The sequence below is a fragment of the Anaerofustis sp. LCP19S3_F7 genome (assembly GCF_052119445.1).
GTDB classification, from domain to species: domain Bacteria; phylum Bacillota; class Clostridia; order Eubacteriales; family Anaerofustaceae; genus Anaerofustis; species Anaerofustis butyriciformans.
In genome coordinates, this window is record NZ_JBQKFF010000003.1 from 44152 (window position 1) to 60049 (window position 15898).

The 15898-nt window shown below is 28.8% G+C and carries 17 protein-coding genes; 9 read left to right on the forward strand and 8 right to left on the reverse strand.

Translation table 11 applies throughout. The features are described from left to right. Nucleotides 1-27 precede the first annotated feature (27 nt). The 4 genes from ACTQYZ_RS04940 to ACTQYZ_RS04955 form a co-directional block, all read right to left on the reverse strand. On the reverse strand, nucleotides 28-1281 hold the full coding sequence (locus tag ACTQYZ_RS04940) for a glutamate-5-semialdehyde dehydrogenase (RefSeq protein WP_441023260.1): 1254 nt from the start codon (nucleotides 1279-1281) through the stop codon (nucleotides 28-30). 5 nt (nucleotides 1282-1286) lie between these two features. Continuing rightward, entirely contained in the window at nucleotides 1287-2072 is a 786-nt protein-coding gene (gene proB / locus ACTQYZ_RS04945; protein ID WP_441023262.1) for a glutamate 5-kinase, read from the reverse strand. A gap of 45 nt (nucleotides 2073-2117) precedes the next feature. After that, nucleotides 2118-2426: a hypothetical protein gene (locus tag ACTQYZ_RS04950; RefSeq protein WP_441023264.1), complete on the reverse strand. Its 309-nt coding sequence runs from the start codon at nucleotides 2424-2426 to the stop codon at nucleotides 2118-2120. 165 nt (nucleotides 2427-2591) lie between these two features. Then, the gene (locus tag ACTQYZ_RS04955; RefSeq protein WP_441416176.1) at nucleotides 2592-3611 is read right to left on the reverse strand and encodes an alcohol dehydrogenase catalytic domain-containing protein; all 1020 of its coding nucleotides are present in this window, start codon (nucleotides 3609-3611) and stop codon (nucleotides 2592-2594) included. A 157-nt stretch (nucleotides 3612-3768) separates the two neighbouring features. Between ACTQYZ_RS04955 and ACTQYZ_RS04960 the strand changes: the two genes are divergently transcribed. Next, on the forward strand, nucleotides 3769-5082 hold the full coding sequence (locus ACTQYZ_RS04960; protein WP_441416135.1) for a CCA tRNA nucleotidyltransferase: 1314 nt from the start codon (nucleotides 3769-3771) through the stop codon (nucleotides 5080-5082). Between the two features lie 7 nt (nucleotides 5083-5089). Here ACTQYZ_RS04960 and ACTQYZ_RS04965 read toward each other — a convergent pair whose 3' ends face one another. Then, nucleotides 5090-6298 (reverse strand): AI-2E family transporter, encoded by a 1209-nt coding sequence (locus tag ACTQYZ_RS04965; protein WP_441416136.1) that lies wholly within the window; start codon nucleotides 6296-6298, stop codon nucleotides 5090-5092. Between the two features lie 133 nt (nucleotides 6299-6431). Here ACTQYZ_RS04965 and lspA point away from each other — a divergent pair, with 133 nt between their 5' ends. The 6 genes from lspA (at nucleotide 6432) to ACTQYZ_RS04995 (ending at nucleotide 10993) form a co-directional block, all read left to right on the forward strand. Further along, nucleotides 6432-6893, forward strand: coding sequence for a signal peptidase II (gene lspA, locus ACTQYZ_RS04970; protein WP_441023270.1), 462 nt, complete (start codon nucleotides 6432-6434; stop codon nucleotides 6891-6893). A 125-nt stretch (nucleotides 6894-7018) separates the two neighbouring features. Next, on the forward strand, nucleotides 7019-9007 hold the full coding sequence (uvrB, locus tag ACTQYZ_RS04975) for an excinuclease ABC subunit UvrB (RefSeq protein ID WP_441416137.1): 1989 nt from the start codon (nucleotides 7019-7021) through the stop codon (nucleotides 9005-9007). An 80-nt stretch (nucleotides 9008-9087) separates the two neighbouring features. Next, on the forward strand, nucleotides 9088-9369 hold the full coding sequence (yabP, locus tag ACTQYZ_RS04980) for a sporulation protein YabP (RefSeq protein WP_138268206.1): 282 nt from the start codon (nucleotides 9088-9090) through the stop codon (nucleotides 9367-9369). Then, nucleotides 9369-9944 (forward strand): spore cortex biosynthesis protein YabQ, encoded by a 576-nt coding sequence (gene yabQ, locus ACTQYZ_RS04985; RefSeq protein WP_441023276.1) that lies wholly within the window; start codon nucleotides 9369-9371, stop codon nucleotides 9942-9944. Before yabP ends, yabQ begins: the two co-directional genes overlap by 1 nt. After that, complete coding sequence (locus tag ACTQYZ_RS04990; RefSeq protein ID WP_441023278.1) at nucleotides 9853-10224, forward strand: FtsB family cell division protein; 372 nt, start codon at nucleotides 9853-9855, stop codon at nucleotides 10222-10224. Before yabQ ends, ACTQYZ_RS04990 begins: the two co-directional genes overlap by 92 nt. Beyond that, entirely contained in the window at nucleotides 10217-10993 is a 777-nt protein-coding gene (locus tag ACTQYZ_RS04995; protein WP_441023280.1) for a TatD family hydrolase, read from the forward strand. Before ACTQYZ_RS04990 ends, ACTQYZ_RS04995 begins: the two co-directional genes overlap by 8 nt. A 100-nt stretch (nucleotides 10994-11093) precedes the next feature. On the opposite strand, the gene ACTQYZ_RS05000 is transcribed toward ACTQYZ_RS04995, so the two are convergent. From ACTQYZ_RS05000 to ACTQYZ_RS05010, 3 genes are read right to left on the reverse strand one after another with little or no spacing between them, the layout of a single operon-like run. Next, nucleotides 11094-11741: an HAD-IA family hydrolase gene (locus ACTQYZ_RS05000; protein WP_329383481.1), complete on the reverse strand. Its 648-nt coding sequence runs from the start codon at nucleotides 11739-11741 to the stop codon at nucleotides 11094-11096. 19 nt (nucleotides 11742-11760) lie between these two features. Next, nucleotides 11761-12408 (reverse strand): HAD-IA family hydrolase, encoded by a 648-nt coding sequence (locus tag ACTQYZ_RS05005; RefSeq protein WP_329383484.1) that lies wholly within the window; start codon nucleotides 12406-12408, stop codon nucleotides 11761-11763. Between the two features lie 16 nt (nucleotides 12409-12424). Then, nucleotides 12425-13642, reverse strand: a complete 1218-nt coding sequence (locus ACTQYZ_RS05010; RefSeq protein ID WP_441416138.1) for a S41 family peptidase — start codon at nucleotides 13640-13642, stop codon at nucleotides 12425-12427. A gap of 185 nt (nucleotides 13643-13827) precedes the next feature. Here ACTQYZ_RS05010 and ACTQYZ_RS05015 point away from each other — a divergent pair, with 185 nt between their 5' ends. Together ACTQYZ_RS05015 and prmC are read left to right on the forward strand one after the other, a co-directional pair. Next, entirely contained in the window at nucleotides 13828-14961 is a 1134-nt protein-coding gene (locus ACTQYZ_RS05015; protein WP_441416139.1) for a THUMP domain-containing class I SAM-dependent RNA methyltransferase, read from the forward strand. Nucleotide 14962: 1 nt separating this feature from the next. Then, nucleotides 14963-15799, forward strand: a complete 837-nt coding sequence (prmC, locus tag ACTQYZ_RS05020) for a peptide chain release factor N(5)-glutamine methyltransferase (protein WP_441416140.1) — start codon at nucleotides 14963-14965, stop codon at nucleotides 15797-15799. Nucleotides 15800-15898: the final 99 nt, after the last annotated feature.

Consider the following 15898-nt stretch of genomic DNA (forward strand, 5'->3'; position numbering starts at 1 on the left):
TAAAAAAAGCAGCTTAAAGCTGCTCTTTTATTTCCTAATTTGTCCATTACCGGTAATAATATACTTAATTGTTGTAAGTTCATTTAGTCCCATAGGACCTCGTGGAAGAGTTCTTTGTGTTGCTATTCCAATTTCACTTCCAAAGCCAAACTCTTCTCCGTCAGTGAATCTTGTAGACACATTTACATAAACACAAGCACTATCTATTTTTGATGTGAACATATTCATTCTTGAAATATCATTTGTAACTATACATTCTGAATGTTTTGTAGAATATTTATTTATATGATTTATTGCTTCTTCAATACTTTCAACAACTTTTACAGCAATGATATAATCATTGTATTCTGTTTTATAATCATCTTCAGTTGCTTTTTTAACAGCCTTGCTTCCAAGGATTTTTATTGTCGTTTCATCTCCCCTGAATTCTACATTATGTTCTTTTAATCTATTATATATCAAAGGAAGAACTTCTCCTGCTTTCTTTTCATGAACAAGTAATGTTTCAAGAGCATTGCATACACTTGGGCGTTGCGTTTTCCCGTTATCTGTTAAGTTCACAGCCATTTCATTATCGGCAAACTCATCTATATATATATGACAGTTTCCTGCTCCTGTTTCAATAAAAGGAACTGTTGCAATGTCTTTTATTGATTTTATAAGTCCTGCACTTCCTCTTGGAATTAAAACATCTATATAATCTGTTAATTTCGCCATTTGTGAAACATATTTTCTGTCCGTATCTGTAACAAGCTGTATAATATCATGATTAAGACCTACTTTTCTAATTGCTCCTCTCATAATTTCCACAAGCTTTGTATTTGTATTTATAGCCTCTTTACCACCTCTTAAAATACAAGCATTACCTGATTTCAAACATAAACATCCGGCATCAACCGTAACATTAGGACGAGACTCAAAAATAATTCCAACAACCCCATAAGGAACTCTTTTTATTACAATTTCCATTCCATTAGGCCTTTTAGATCCTCCAGAAACAATCCCAACAGGGTCGCTTAAATTTATAACTTTATCAATAGAGCCTGCAATTGCTCTTATTCTGTCTTCGTTAAGCATAAGCCTATCCACCATAGACTCTTTTATTCCGTTAATTTTCGCAGCAGAAATATCTTCTGTATTAGCTTTTATTATTTCTTTCATGTGAAGAATAAGTTCTTCTTTAATGCTTCTTAAAGCCTCATTTTTTTTGTCTGTATTCAAATCCATAAGACTTCTGCTTGCAATTTTTGCTTTCTTTCCCAAGCTTACCATATTAAACATTACAATCACCTCACCTTAAATAATGTTCCTTTGTTTTCACCATCGAATAAACTATATAAATCATCTGGATTTTTAGATGAAAGAATAACCATATCAAAATTATTTTCAAAAGCAATTTGTCCTGCTCTTATCTTTGTAATCATTCCTCCTGTACCAAGGTTATTTACAGCCCCACCACAGCAATCTATAATCTCATCAGTTATTTCTTCAACAACTTCAATTTGTTTTGCATTTTTATTTTTCTTTGGATTATCAGTATAAAGTCCATCAATATCCGTAAGAATAACAAGAAGATCTGCTCCTATTATTGAACTTACAACGGCAGATAAAGTATCATTATCACCAAATTCCAACTCTTCTGTACTTACCGTATCATTTTCGTTTACTATTGGAATTACATTATATTTTAGAAGCTGTTCAAAAGTATTATATATATTTGAAATATCAGCATTTTCACCAACAACGTCATTTGTCAAAAGAACCTGCGCTACATTGTGGTTATATTCACCAAACAACTTATCATAAAGATACATCAATTCACATTGTCCGATTGCCGCAAGCGCCTGTCTTTTTGATATTGTTTTGGGCTTTTTATCAAGACCAAGCTTTCCCATTCCAACCCCAACAGCACCTGAAGAAACCAACACAATTTCTTTTCCTGAATTTTTAAGGTCAGAAATAATCTTTACCAAATGTTCCACTCTTCTTATGTTTATGTTCCCAGTTTTGTGAGTCAAAGTGGATGTTCCGATTTTAATTACGATTTTTTTTGCTTTTACTACGTTTTCCATATTATGTCCTTATTTTTATTTTATATTAATTTTATTATTGATAAATTAAAAAATACCTTTATTGTATTTAAACTGTCCGTAAAGCATGATAACTAGCCCAATTATTATCCCTAATACAACTAAGAGCTCAATTATGTCAGTTTTAAAAGCAAGTTCAAAAACAGCACAAACGACAAAAGAGAACCCTATTATTAAACTTCCAATCCCCATACATTTTCCATATTTAGGAATATCAGCTTTTACAACTTTTCTCCTGTTATAACTATGAATAGTGGAAATATTTCCCCTTATATTTAATATACCGCATACTAAAAGAATAATACCAATAAGAATAAATGTAATAAATTTTTCCATTGCTTTTCCCTTTACTAAAAATCAAAAATTAATATGTTATTTATTATAAACTTTAAAACAAATACGGTTTAAATATAGTCATACAGATTTTTATTTATTATATAAAAATTCACTAATAAAGTAAAGCAAGAAGAAATAAAATAAAAACTTGGCAAAACCAAGTTTTTAATATGTTATGTAATTTTTTATTACGTTTCCTTCATGATGATTCATTAAAGCTTCTTTTACATCTTCAAGCTTATATTCATTATATACAAAATCTTTTTCATCTATTACTTTCATTTTCAAAAGTTCAAATGCTTGATTTACGTATAAAGGCGTAGTATGGTAAAGACCTTTTATTGTAACTTGTGAATAATGAAGAAGTTTTGTGTCAACACTCAAAACTTCCCCTGCTTTTGTTCCGCCGTATAATAAAACAAAACCTCCAGGACGAACCATATTAATTGACATTTCCCAAACTTTTACGCTTCCTGCTGCTTCAATTGCTGCATCAACACCTCTTCCTTCAGGTGTAAGATCTTTTACAGCCTGAACTTGATCTTCTACTTCATCTATATTAATCACATCATAAGCACCAAGTTTTTTTGCTGTTTCAAGTCTAACTTTACTTCTATCACAAGCTATAACTCTCGCACCTTTTAAATATAGAAGTCTTATAAACATAAGACCTGAAGGTCCACATCCGTTAACTGCAACATAATCCCCTTGTTCAACAGGAACTTGAGAAACCCCATATACTGCACAAGCAAAAGGTTCTAATAAAGCTGCTTGTTTAAAACTCATATCATCTGGAATATGGAACATATTTTGTTTAACAATTCTTTCAGGAATAAGTTGATATTCACTAAAAGCACCATTTTTCAACTGATTTGCAAGGAAATCTTCACACATACAATGAATACCTTTTTTGCAATAATAACATTCATTACATGGCGCAGAATTATGAGCAACAACTCTATCTCCAACTTTAAACTTAGTAACCCCTTCCCCTACACTATCAACAATACCGCTTGCTTCATGTCCAATATTATAAGGAGGTGTATGTTTTGCATATCCTCTTAAATAACTTTTTACATCAGAACCACAAGTAAGAGAAACTTCGTTTTTAATTAAAACTTCGCCCTTTCCAGGTTTTGGCTTCTCACATTCAATAATTCTTAAATCACCTGGTTCATACAACATTACTTTTCTCAATTTAACGTACCTCTCTTTAAATTAATATGCTATTCATAGTTTATCATTAAACGGTATCATTCATCAAGAAATAAATTTATTAAATTTTACAAAACTACTGTTAAAATGTTTAGGCTAAATGTTAAAATACATTTAGGTGGATATTATGAATTTAAGGATAGATACAAAAGCGGAATACATTTTAAATAAATTAAAAGAAAATGGATTTGAAGGTTTTATTGTCGGCGGATGTGTCAGAGATTTAATTTTAGGGAAAACGCCAAAAGATTATGACATAACAACAAATGCAAAGCCAGAGAAAATAATAGAAACATTCAAGGACCACAAAACAATATTAACGGGAATAGAATACGGGACCGTTACGGTTTTAATAAACAGGATACCTTTTGAAATAACAACATATAGAAAAGAACAAGAATATATAAACAACAGAAAACCAAAAGGTGTTGTATTTTTATCTTCAATAGAAGAAGACTTATACAGAAGAGATTTTACAATAAATTCCATGGCTTATAATAATGATAAAAAACTAATAGATTTATACGGTGGCGTAAATGATATACAAAAAGGTATTATAAGAGCAATTGGAAATAAAGATAAAAAATTTGAAGAAGATGCAATTAGAATTTTAAGAGCATATAGATTCGCAGGAAGATATGATTGGGAAATAGAAGAAGAAACAAAAAATGCAATGATAAAAAACATGAATTTACTTAATAACATTGCAAAAGAAAGAATCATACCTGAGCTTAAAGAAATATTTGAAAGCGGTATGGATATTAACAAAATGGAATTTATTACAACTTTATTCCCTGTAATAAAAGATTGTTTTAATACATATCAAAATAATAAATATCATATGAGAAGTGTTGGAGAACATATTTACAATACATTTAACAATATAGATAATGTATTTCATTTAAAAATGACAATGCTTCTACATGATATAGGCAAAGTATATACTAAGACAACAGATCAAAACAATGTTGACCATTTCTACAATCATGCAGATATTTCCCGGGAAAAGTCAAAAATAATTCTAAATGAATTTAAATTCGACAATAACACAAAACATAAAATACTTACATTAATAGAAAATCATGATAAGTATATGGCACCTGAACCTAAATATATAAAAAAAATGTTAAACAAAATAGGCGAAGATTTGTTTTTTGATTTAATTAAAGTAAGAATTGCCGATGATAGTGCAAAAAATCAAGAATTGGTAAAAAACAATATAAAGATTTTCAATGAAACTTTAACTCTTACAAAAAAAATCATAAAAGAAAAACAACCTTATAGTATTAAAGGCCTTGATATTTCAGGCAAAGACCTTATGGAACTTGGATATGAAGGTAAAGAAATTGGAGAAAAATTAAATTATCTATTAAATAAAATAATTGAAGCCCCATCTTTAAATAAGAAAGAAACATTAAAAAATTTAATAGCAAAAAAATAAAAGCCTGTTATTCAGGCTTTTTATTTTCTAGTAATGGCGGTTTATTTTCATCTTTTCTGTCACTAAGCCACTGAGAAACCAAAATTTTAAGAACCGCAAATATAGGTATACCTATAACCATACCTACGACACCAAACAGACTTCCACAGAAAATAATAGATACGATAACCCAGAAACCATTAAGCCCAACTACATCACCAAGAATATTTGGAGCAAGAACATTTTGGTCTATTTGTTGTATAAATATAATAATAAATACCATTATAATTCCCTGAACAGGTCCACCGGAAATCATTGCAAAAATAGAACAAGGTATTACGCTGAAAATTGGACCAAATAGTGGAATCATATTTGTTATTGTTATTATAAAAGCAATTAATGTTGCATATTTAATTTTAAACAATGTTGCAAGAGCAAGGCCCATAGCACCAACAATTAAAGAACAAATAGCTTTCCCTGATAAAAATTTAAAGAACATGTAATCCATAAGCCCTAAAACATAGGATGTTGTCCCATACATTCTTTCCGATAAAATAGCTTGAGAAAAACGCTTTAATTGACTTAATAAGACCTCTTTGTCTATAAGCATATATAAAGCTATAAAAATAGCAATAAATACATTATATATTGTTTTTCCAAGACTCATTGTCGCATTAAATAAATTTGTACCAAGTCCTTCAACCCAAGTTTTAAAGAAACTTAAAGTATCGAGTATTGTAGCATTCATTCCATTTGAGGTAGATATGTCTATATTGAATATATTACAAATACTAACAAACACAGGATGATTTGCAAGTCTTGTTATAAAACTTTCAATCTGTCCCATATTTTCCTGAACAGAAGCTATAAGAGAGCTTATACTTGCGATTGTACTTGGTAAAACTATATAAACAATTAAAGTAATTATCAAAAGAGCAATAATCATTACAATAAGAGAAGATAGAACTCTTTTGGTTCCATCTTTTTTAATATTTGTCTTTTTATCTAAAATTTCATGAAGTTTATCAACAGGTTGATAAAGGAAAAATGCAATGATAAAACCTATTAAAACAGGCTTTAATGGAATATAAAATATATTCCATATACCTTTTAATTCTTCAAGAAAAGAAGATATGTTTTGAATCCCAAAATAAAAAGCTATTATGAAACAGACTGAAAGAGTAAATAAAACCGCATACTCTTTATATTTTTTGTCTATGTCTTTACATTTTCTCATTGAACCACTCACTTTTTCATATTTAACAATAACATTATACCATACTTATCAATTAAAATATTTAAAAATCCTATTTTTAAATATAATTTATGATATAATTAAAAAAGTTTTAATAAATTAAAAAGAGGTTGAAATGATTTATTATTTAATTGTAATTTTGTGCATAATTATAGATCAAATAAGTAAATATATCGTTATAAATAATTTAAAACCTATTGGAAGCATACCTATAATAGAAAATGTTTTTCATCTTACTTACTGTGAAAACACTGGCGCTGCTTTTAGTATGTTTTCAAAAAACACAGCAATGTTAACAGCCGTAAGTTTAGTATTTATTTTTCTAGTATTTTTCTTTTTATTAAAAAGCATCAAAAAGGGAAAAACATCAAAAATCATGTCTTTCGGGCTTGCTTTTATATTAGGAGGCGCAATTGGAAATTTCATAGATAGATTCTTCCATGGTTTTGTTACAGACTTCTTTGATTTTAGACTTATAAATTTTGCTATTTTTAATGTAGCAGATATATTTATTACAATCGGGGCAATACTATTTTGTATATATGTTATTTTTACAAAAGACGAAAAAATATTTTAGAAAGAATAGACAAAAGTTTATTCTTTTTATTTTAAACATAAAAGAACAAATGTTCATTTTGTTATATACTTTATAAAAACTATATGATAAAATATGTTAATAAAATATTTTTAAAAGGAGAAAAAATGCCAAAATTTAAAGTACATTCACCTTTTGATCCTTCAGGAGGACAGCCTGAAGTAATAGAAAAATTATCAAACAGCATATTAAACAATGAAAGAGATCAAACACTTCTTGGTGTTACAGGCTGCGGGAAAACTTATATTATGGCAAAAATAATAGAAAAAGTTCAGCGTCCTGCTCTCATAATGGCACATAACAAAACATTAGCAGCTCAACTTGCAAATGAGTTTAGAAGTTTCTTTCCTGAAAATGCGGTAGAATATTTTGTAAGCTACTACGATTATTATCAACCGGAAGCATATGTTCCCGGCAGAGATTTATATATAGCAAAAGACTCAAGCATAAACGATGATATAGATAAACTTCGTCACTCAGCAACATCTGCATTATTTGAAAGAGATGACGTAATAATCATTGCATCTGTAAGCTGTATATACGGACTTGGTAGTCCAATTGACTATAAGGAAATGGTTTTATCATTAAGACCCGGAATGATAAAAGAACGAGATAATGTAATAAGAAAGTTAATTGATATACAATATACAAGAAATGATATTGATTTTCACAGAGGAACTTTCAGAGTAAGAGGAGATAGCGTAGAAATATTCCCTGCAAACAGCAGTGAAGAAGCAATACGAGTTGAATTCTTTGATGATGAAATAGACAGAATCGTTGAAATAAACTCCATTACCGGAGAAATTTTAAGAAGTTTAAAACATGCTTTTATTTACCCTGCAAGCCACTATGTTACAAACGAAGAAAACATAAACAGAGCAATAAAATCAATAAGCGAAGAGTTAAAAGTAAGGGCAAAGGAATTTGAAGATAATGGGAAATTACTTGAAGCACAAAGAATAAGGGAAAGAACTAATTATGATATTGAAATGCTAAGAGAAATCGGTTCTTGCAAAGGAATAGAAAACTATTCAAGACATATAAACAATCTTCCTGCGGGAGCACCTCCTTATACTCTTTTAGACTACTTCCCTAAAAATTATGTAACTTTCATAGACGAATCCCATGTTACCGTCCCTCAAATAAGAGGAATGTATGCAGGAGACAGAGCAAGAAAAATGAATCTTGTTGATTATGGATTCAGACTTCCTTCAGCTTTAGATAACAGACCTCTAAACTTTGAAGAATTTGAAGAAAGAATGAATCAATTAGTCTATGTATCTGCAACTCCTAATGATTATGAAAAAGACTTATCAACAACAATAGCAGAATGTATTGTTCGTCCAACAGGTCTTATTGACCCTAAAATTACCGTTAAGGAAACAAAAGGGCAAATTGAAGATTTAATAGGAAGAATAAAAGAAAAAACTGCTAAAAAAGAAAAAGTTCTTGTAACAACTCTTACAAAAAGAATGGCAGAAGATTTAACAACATATTTAAGTGAAGTGGGAATAAGAGTTGAGTATCTTCACTCTGATGTAGACACAATAGAAAGAATGAAGCTTATTAAAGACTTAAGAGATGATGTTTTTGATGTTTTGGTAGGTATAAACCTTTTAAGAGAAGGACTTGATATACCGGAAGTATCCTTAGTTGCTATTTTAGATGCCGATAAAGAAGGATTTTTAAGAAGTGAAACATCACTTATTCAAACAATAGGAAGAGCCGCAAGACATTTAGACGGCGAAGTTGTAATGTATGCAGACACAATAACAGCTTCCATGGATAAATCCATAAAAGAAACAGAAAGAAGAAGAAAAATACAAACAAAATATAACAAAGACCATAACATTACACCTAAAGGAATAGTAAAATCTACGGATAATGCTATGTCTGCACTGTCAATGGAAGATATCGAAGATAAAAAATCAGCTAAAATCCAAAAGAGAAATAAAAAAGACTTTAACAAAGATATTGATAAAGAAATTGAACTTCTTACAAAACAAATGAAATTATATGCTAAAAATCTTGAATTTGAACTTGCTGCAAAAGTCAGAGATGAAATTGAACAATTAAAAAAATTAAAAACAAAATAAACTCCATAAGGGAGTTTTTTTGTTCTATTTTTTTATAAAGCCAATATATATTAATAAATAATATTTTTAGGAGAAAAACTATGGACAACAAAAATATAACAGATCAAAGACTTGAATTATACAACAGAGGCAATTTAAAAATAAATGATTGTCTTGATGTTCATAACTTTAATGACGAAACGGTGGTTCTTGAAACATCTCTTGGAATTCTTACCATAAACGGAGAAGAATTAAAAATTGAAAAACTAAATTTAGAAGAAGGAGAAATTGCCTTAAACGGAAATATTTATGCTCTAAATTATGACGATGATATAACATTTATGGAAAAATCCTCAGGATTATTTTCAAAGATATTTAAATAATGACTGATACAATTTATTCACAATACCTAATCCTTTTTGAAACCTTTTACGGAGGTTTCATTTTGGGCGTTATGTATCACACAATAACTATAATAGTTTATGCCATAACAAAAAAAATAAATTTATCAGATTTATGTTTTTGTCTTGTAGGTGCAGTATTTACCATTGATTTATTCTTTAAGACCACATATTTTGATTTAAGATATTATAGCATTTTAAGTTTTATCTTGGGATTTGTCGCTTATTACTTTATAATATCCCCCATCTATAAAAAGTTTCTGTTTTTTATCACCTCAAAAATAGGGCTTACAAACAAAAAAATAAAAAGAAAAATAAACATCAAAAAAAATAAAATAAAAAAGAAATACAAAGGGCCTATAATAAAAATTAAAACTTTATTAAAACATATTTTATCTATTCCAATAAAAATAAAAATAAGTTATAATAATTTTAAAATATATAAAAAAGAAGGAATAGGTATTAATGAGAAGAGAAAATTATTCTTTACAAAATACCAACAGCAGCATAGATGCAAAAAGAAGAATAGTAAAAAGGAAAAAAAGACGTGCAGGTAAGAAAAAAAGAGTTATAACTTTAATTCTAATTGTTATCTTTGTTCTTTTTGCGGGCAGAATGCTTACACTTGAGTATAAATATTATACTTTAAACAAAACAAAAGAAGAACTTTCTCAGAAAATAGAAGAAGAAAATTTAAAATCAAAAGAATTAAGTGAAGAACTTGAGAATTCAAACAGCAAATCATATATAGAATACCTTGCAAAAAAATATTTGGGACTTATTTATCCTGATGAAAAAGTATACGTAACAAACGAAGGGGACAATAAAAGTGAGTAGTTTTTTATTTGACACACATGCACATCTTAACGATGAGGCTTTTGACGAAGACTTAACAGTTGTAATAAAAAAATTACAAAGTGAAAATATAGAAGGGGTTGTAAATGTTGGTTATGATCTTGAGTCCTCAATAAAAGCCATTGAACTTAGTAAACAATATAAATTTTGTTATGCATCGGTAGGACTTCATCCTCATGATAGCAAAGACTATAACAAAATCCTTGAAAATGAATTTATTAAATTTACAAAAGAAAATGATAAAGTAGTTGCCTACGGAGAAATAGGACTTGATTATTATTATGATAATTCTCCAAGGGACATACAAAAAGAAGTATTTATAAAACAAATCAAAGTTGCAAATGAGTTGAACAAACCTATCATAATACATTCAAGAGATGCCGTAAAAGATACATATGATATTTTAAAAGAATATTTAGGTAGTAATACAGGAATAATTCATTCTTGTTCTGCTTCGCCAGAAATGGTAAAAGAATATTTAAAACTTGGGCTTTATATCTCTTTTTCAGGAAGTGTTACATTTAAAAATGCAGAAAATGTAAGAAATGCAGCAAGAGCAGTTCCTTTAGACAGACTTCTTATTGAAACAGACTGTCCTTACTTAACCCCTGTACCTCATAGAGGAAAGAGAAATGATCCTTCATATGTAAAACACACTGCAAAACAGCTTGCAGACATTAATAATATAAGTTATGAAGAATTAGTTGAAATTACAAATAATAATGCAAAAGAAATATTTGGAATAAAATAAAAAAAGGAATGCAAAACATTCCTTTTTTTATATAAAATTTTTTAATAAACACAAATTATTCAGTTTAATCAAATACTAATTATTTGAACTTTATTTTATATTATTGTAATACTATTTTAGCAATATCAGATGGTTTATCTGCAATATGAGTTGGTTTGCAATTTTCGATTTCTTCTCTTTCTCCATAACCATAAGTTACACCGATTGTATCAAGACCATTTTCAACGCCGCCTTCAAGGTCGTTGTATCTGTCTCCTACCATACAAACCTCACTTTTATCCTCTACACCCATATGTTCCATAGCCATTCTTATAAAATCACCTTTTGAACCTCTGGTTTGAGTCCAGTTGTTTCCAACAATAATATCAAAATATTTTGCAAGATCTAAATGTTTTAATTGTAAAACAGAAGCCTCTTCCGGTTTATTTGTAGCAATAGCCATTTTAACGCCATTATCAAATAAAGTCTTTAACATTTCAGGAATTTCTTCATATATTTTACATTCATAAATCCCTTTTTCTTTAAGTCGTTTCATATGTATTTTCATGGCTGCTGCACCGTCTTCTTTGCTAAAACCATATTTTGTAATAATTGTTTTAGATAAAGGAGGCCCAAGAAGTTTTCTTATATTATCAACGCTTTCTTCAACCCCATATGCTTTAAGTGCTTTTTGAAAGCATTTGCAAATACCTTCATGAGAATCTAAAATTGTACCGTCCAAATCGAATACCACATATTTATATTTCATATTATTACCTCATAATTTATTATTTAAGTACAATATCAGCTATTTCAAGAGGTGTTTTTGCAATATAAGTAGGTTTGCAATTTACAATTTCTTCTTCAGAACCATAACCATATGTTACACCGATTGTATCAAGACCGTTTTCAACGCCACCTTCAAGGTCATTGTATCTATCCCCTACCATTACAGCATCTTTTTTATCTTCGACACCAATAGCTTCCATTGCCCATTTGATAAATTCTGCTTTTGTTCCTCTTGTTTGTTCTTCATTGTTTCCAACAATAAAATCAAAATAATCTTTTAATTTTAAATGTTCAAGTTGTTTTATTGAAATTTCTTCAGGTTTGTTTGTTGCTATTGCAATTTTAATTCCGTTTTCTTTTAATTTATCAAGCATTTCAAACATTCCATCATAATACTGTGCATCATAAATACCTTTTGTTTTAAGATAATTCATATGAAGTTTCATAGCAGCTTTGCCGTCTTCTTCGCTAAAACCATATTTTGTAATAATTGTTTTAGAAAGAGGTGGTCCAAGAAGTTTCTTTATGTTTTCTAAACTTTCTTCAACTCCATAAGCTTTTAAAGCTCCTTGAAATCCCTTACAGCTTCCAAGCTGTGAATCAACGATTGTTCCGTCAAGATCAAATATTACATATTTGTACCCCATTTTACTTCTCCTTTTACTACTTGATTTTTTGTTTTAAATATGATAACGCTTTTTGCAACTGATTGTCTTCATCAAGCGTTAATTTACTTATTGCTTTGTCGCTCTCAGCCTTAACAATAACATCAGGAGTAATGCCTTTTTGATGAATTTGATGTCCTTTTGGGCTTAAGTATTCATCAATTGTTATTGTAATGCCCGAACCGTCATTAAGAGTTTTTACCTCTTGTATAATACCTTTACCATAAGATTTTTCACCTATAATGGTTGCCACTCCATTATCTTGTAAAGCGCAAGATAATATTTCAGAAGCAGATGCAGAATTCCCGTTTACAAGAACAACAACAGGAACTTTTGCATATTCATCCGTAACATCTTTTTCTGTTTGTGTTTCACCTGTTTTATTGGTTGTTGAAATTATTGTCATATCTTTTTTTAATAATAAATTTGCTATATCCGTTGCCTCGTTTACAAGTCCGCCAGGATTATCTCTTAAATCTATAACAAGACCTTTCATATTTTTATTACTAAATTCATCATAATATTTTTCAAAATCACTGGCAACATCACTGGCAAATTCATTTATTCTTATATAACCTATTTCATCATCCATCATTTTGCCCGTAACATATGTTGCTTTAACTTTATCTCTTGTTATTGTCATTTTTATTTCTTTATTATTTCTTAAAACAACAACATTTACTTTTGTACCTTTTTTACCTCTTAGTTTATTTGAAGCTTCTGATACACTTACGTTTGAAGAATCAAAATCATCAATTTTTATAATAATATCTCCTGCTTTCATTCCAGCTTCTTCAGCAGGAGAACCTTGGAATACTGAGTCAACCAATACCGCGCCATCTTCATTGTTCATAATTTGTACGCCAATACCATAAAACTCACTGTCAAGTTCTGAAGTATATTCTTCAAACTCTTCTTCAGTATAATAATTTGTATACAAGTCTCCTGTACCTTTTGCAAGACCTTTAAATGCATAATCCCATAAATCTTGTTCGTCTAATTCTTTATAATAATCTTCCTGTATTAATTCTTCCAGTGCAATTAACTTTGTGATATTTTTTGCACTTGTAGAACTTGGAGTATTTATAAGCACCTTATTACCAATTGCCATATTACATGACGCCGTTACAAGAAATGTTAAAAGATTTGTTATAATAAGCAAACCCGTAACAACGGCTATTACAATTATTTTACCTTTATTCTTTTTGTTTTCCATATTTACTTTCCTTTATGTCTATTTAACTACTATATTATATGTCATCACTTTTTTAATATCAATATTTAAAAATAAAAACCTAATTTTTTAATTTTTTAAATATATAATAATCATTTTATCACTTTAAAAATTAATTCTTTTCTGATAAACTTTATTTTGATAATTTATAAAAAAGGAAATTTCAAATGAATAAATTAAATATAGTTGCTACCTGTACATTTGGTCTTGAAAGAGCATTAAAAAGAGAAATTATAGATTTAGGATATGATATAGACAAAGTCGAAGATGGGAAAATATATTTTAAAGGAAACTACAATGATATGATGAAAGCAAATCTTCATCTTAGATGTGCCGACAGAGTTCTTATTTTCCTTACAAGCTTTGATGCTTTTTCTTTTGATGAACTTTTTGACAAAACAAAAGATTACCCTTGGGAAAACATTTTTGATAAAAATGCAGGATTTAATCCTACAAAAATAACAACGGTAAAATCAAAACTTTATTCAAAAAGAGACATACAAAAAATAATCAAAAAAGCAATAGTAGAAAGACTAAAAAATAAATATCATACAAAAAAACTCAACGAAGAAGGAGCATATTATCAAATAATCGTAAACATAAAAAAAGATAAAGTAAGTTTATTTTTAAATACTTCCGGAGAAGGTCTTCATAAAAGAGGATACAGAGAAAACGCACTAAAGGCCCCATTAAAAGAAACATTGGCAAGTGGAATAATAGAACTAAGCGGATATAGAGGAGACAGACCATTTAGCGATATAATGTGTGGAAGCGGAACAATAATAATAGAAGCAGCAATGAAAGCAAAAAACATTGCCCCGGGACTTAACAGACATTTTGCTTTTGAAAATTGGAAAGAATTTAACAAAAAAGAATTTGATTTAATTAAAACACAGGCAAAAGAAAATATTATACCTGCTCCTATAAGGCTACTTGGGAACGACATAGATTACAAAGCAATAAAAGTAGCAAACGAAAATGCAAAAAAAGCAGGTGTTGATGATGCTGTAGCATTTCAAAAAATGGACATGAGAGAATTTAGATCAAAAAAGAAAAACGGAACAATGATTGTAAATCCGCCTTATGCAGAAAGAATTGGAGAAGAAAAAGAAGTAATAAAATTATATAAAGATTTCGGCAAAGTATATGAAAACTTGGAAGATTGGAAACTATTTGTACTTTGTGCACATCCTCTTTTCCAAAAACACTTTGGTAAAAAAGCAGATAAAAACAGAAAACTGTTTAATGGCAACATGCTTTGTTACCTATATCAATATTATCCAAATAAAGGAAATAAATAAAATGATAATAAAAGAAGCTCTTATGAAAGCAAGTAAAAAACTTGAAGAAAATAATATTCCAGGTTCACTAAACGAAGCAAAATATCTTTTAAAATTTCTGTTAAAAAAAGATGATATATACTTTATTACAAATTTAGATAAATCTTTAAATGACGATGAGCTAAAAAAATATAAAGAACTGGTTAACAAAAGATGTAAACATGTTCCTTTCAGCTATATTACAGGAGTAAAGGAATTCATGGGACTTGAATTTTTTGTAAATAATCAAACTTTAATACCTCGTCCAGAAACAGAAATTATAACAGAATATGTAATAAATAATTTTAAAGATAAAAAACTTGATATTTTAGAAATTGGTGTTGGAAGCGGATGCATAAGCATATCCATAGCCAAATATTTAAGTAATGTAAATATTTTAGGCGTAGATATAAATGAAAAAGCAATTGAAGTTGCCAACAAAAATATTAAATATAATAATGTAGAAAATAAAGTTAATTTTATAAAAAGCGACTTATATAAAAATGTAAAAGGAAAATTCGATATAATCATTTCAAATCCGCCTTACATCAAAAGCGATGTTATTGAAACCCTTGAAGATGACGTAAAAAAATACGAACCGATTTTAGCTTTGGATGGAGGAAATGATGGGCTTTACTTTTATAAAAAAATAATAAATGATGCAGATAAATTTTTAAAAGATAATTCCTACATTATTTTTGAAATAGGTTACGACCAAGGTGAAGATGTAAAAACACTTTTAGAAAAAAAACAATTCAAAGAAATAGAAATAATCAAAGACCTTGCAGGTTTTGACAGAACAATAATTGCAAAAAAATAAAAGACAGCTAAATGCTGTCTTTTTAAAATATCACAAAACATAACACTTATATTAATAAAAAACTTTCTTAAATTTATAGTGATATTTTTAATCTTATTC

Bases quoted from the DNA above. Each gene is read 5' to 3' on its own strand.
- ACTQYZ_RS04940 (WP_441023260.1), bottom strand. From the start codon at position 1,281: ATGTTTAATATGGTAAGCTTGGGAAAGAAAGCAAAAATTGCAAGCAGA.
- proB (WP_441023262.1), bottom strand. From the start codon at position 2,072: ATGGAAAACGTAGTAAAAGCAAAAAAAATCGTAATTAAAATCGGAACA.
- ACTQYZ_RS04950 (WP_441023264.1), bottom strand. From the start codon at position 2,426: ATGGAAAAATTTATTACATTTATTCTTATTGGTATTATTCTTTTAGTA.
- ACTQYZ_RS04955 (WP_441416176.1), bottom strand. From the start codon at position 3,611: ATGTTGTATGAACCAGGTGATTTAAGAATTATTGAATGTGAGAAGCCA.
- ACTQYZ_RS04960 (WP_441416135.1), top strand. From the start codon at position 3,769: ATGAATTTAAGGATAGATACAAAAGCGGAATACATTTTAAATAAATTA.
- ACTQYZ_RS04965 (WP_441416136.1), bottom strand. From the start codon at position 6,298: ATGAGAAAATGTAAAGACATAGACAAAAAATATAAAGAGTATGCGGTT.
- lspA (WP_441023270.1), top strand. From the start codon at position 6,432: ATGATTTATTATTTAATTGTAATTTTGTGCATAATTATAGATCAAATA.
- uvrB (WP_441416137.1), top strand. From the start codon at position 7,019: ATGCCAAAATTTAAAGTACATTCACCTTTTGATCCTTCAGGAGGACAG.
- yabP (WP_138268206.1), top strand. From the start codon at position 9,088: ATGGACAACAAAAATATAACAGATCAAAGACTTGAATTATACAACAGA.
- yabQ (WP_441023276.1), top strand. From the start codon at position 9,369: ATGACTGATACAATTTATTCACAATACCTAATCCTTTTTGAAACCTTT.
- ACTQYZ_RS04990 (WP_441023278.1), top strand. From the start codon at position 9,853: ATGAGAAGAGAAAATTATTCTTTACAAAATACCAACAGCAGCATAGAT.
- ACTQYZ_RS05000 (WP_329383481.1), bottom strand. From the start codon at position 11,741: ATGAAATATAAATATGTGGTATTCGATTTGGACGGTACAATTTTAGAT.
- ACTQYZ_RS05005 (WP_329383484.1), bottom strand. From the start codon at position 12,408: ATGGGGTACAAATATGTAATATTTGATCTTGACGGAACAATCGTTGAT.
- ACTQYZ_RS05010 (WP_441416138.1), bottom strand. From the start codon at position 13,642: ATGGAAAACAAAAAGAATAAAGGTAAAATAATTGTAATAGCCGTTGTT.
- ACTQYZ_RS05015 (WP_441416139.1), top strand. From the start codon at position 13,828: ATGAATAAATTAAATATAGTTGCTACCTGTACATTTGGTCTTGAAAGA.
- prmC (WP_441416140.1), top strand. From the start codon at position 14,963: ATGATAATAAAAGAAGCTCTTATGAAAGCAAGTAAAAAACTTGAAGAA.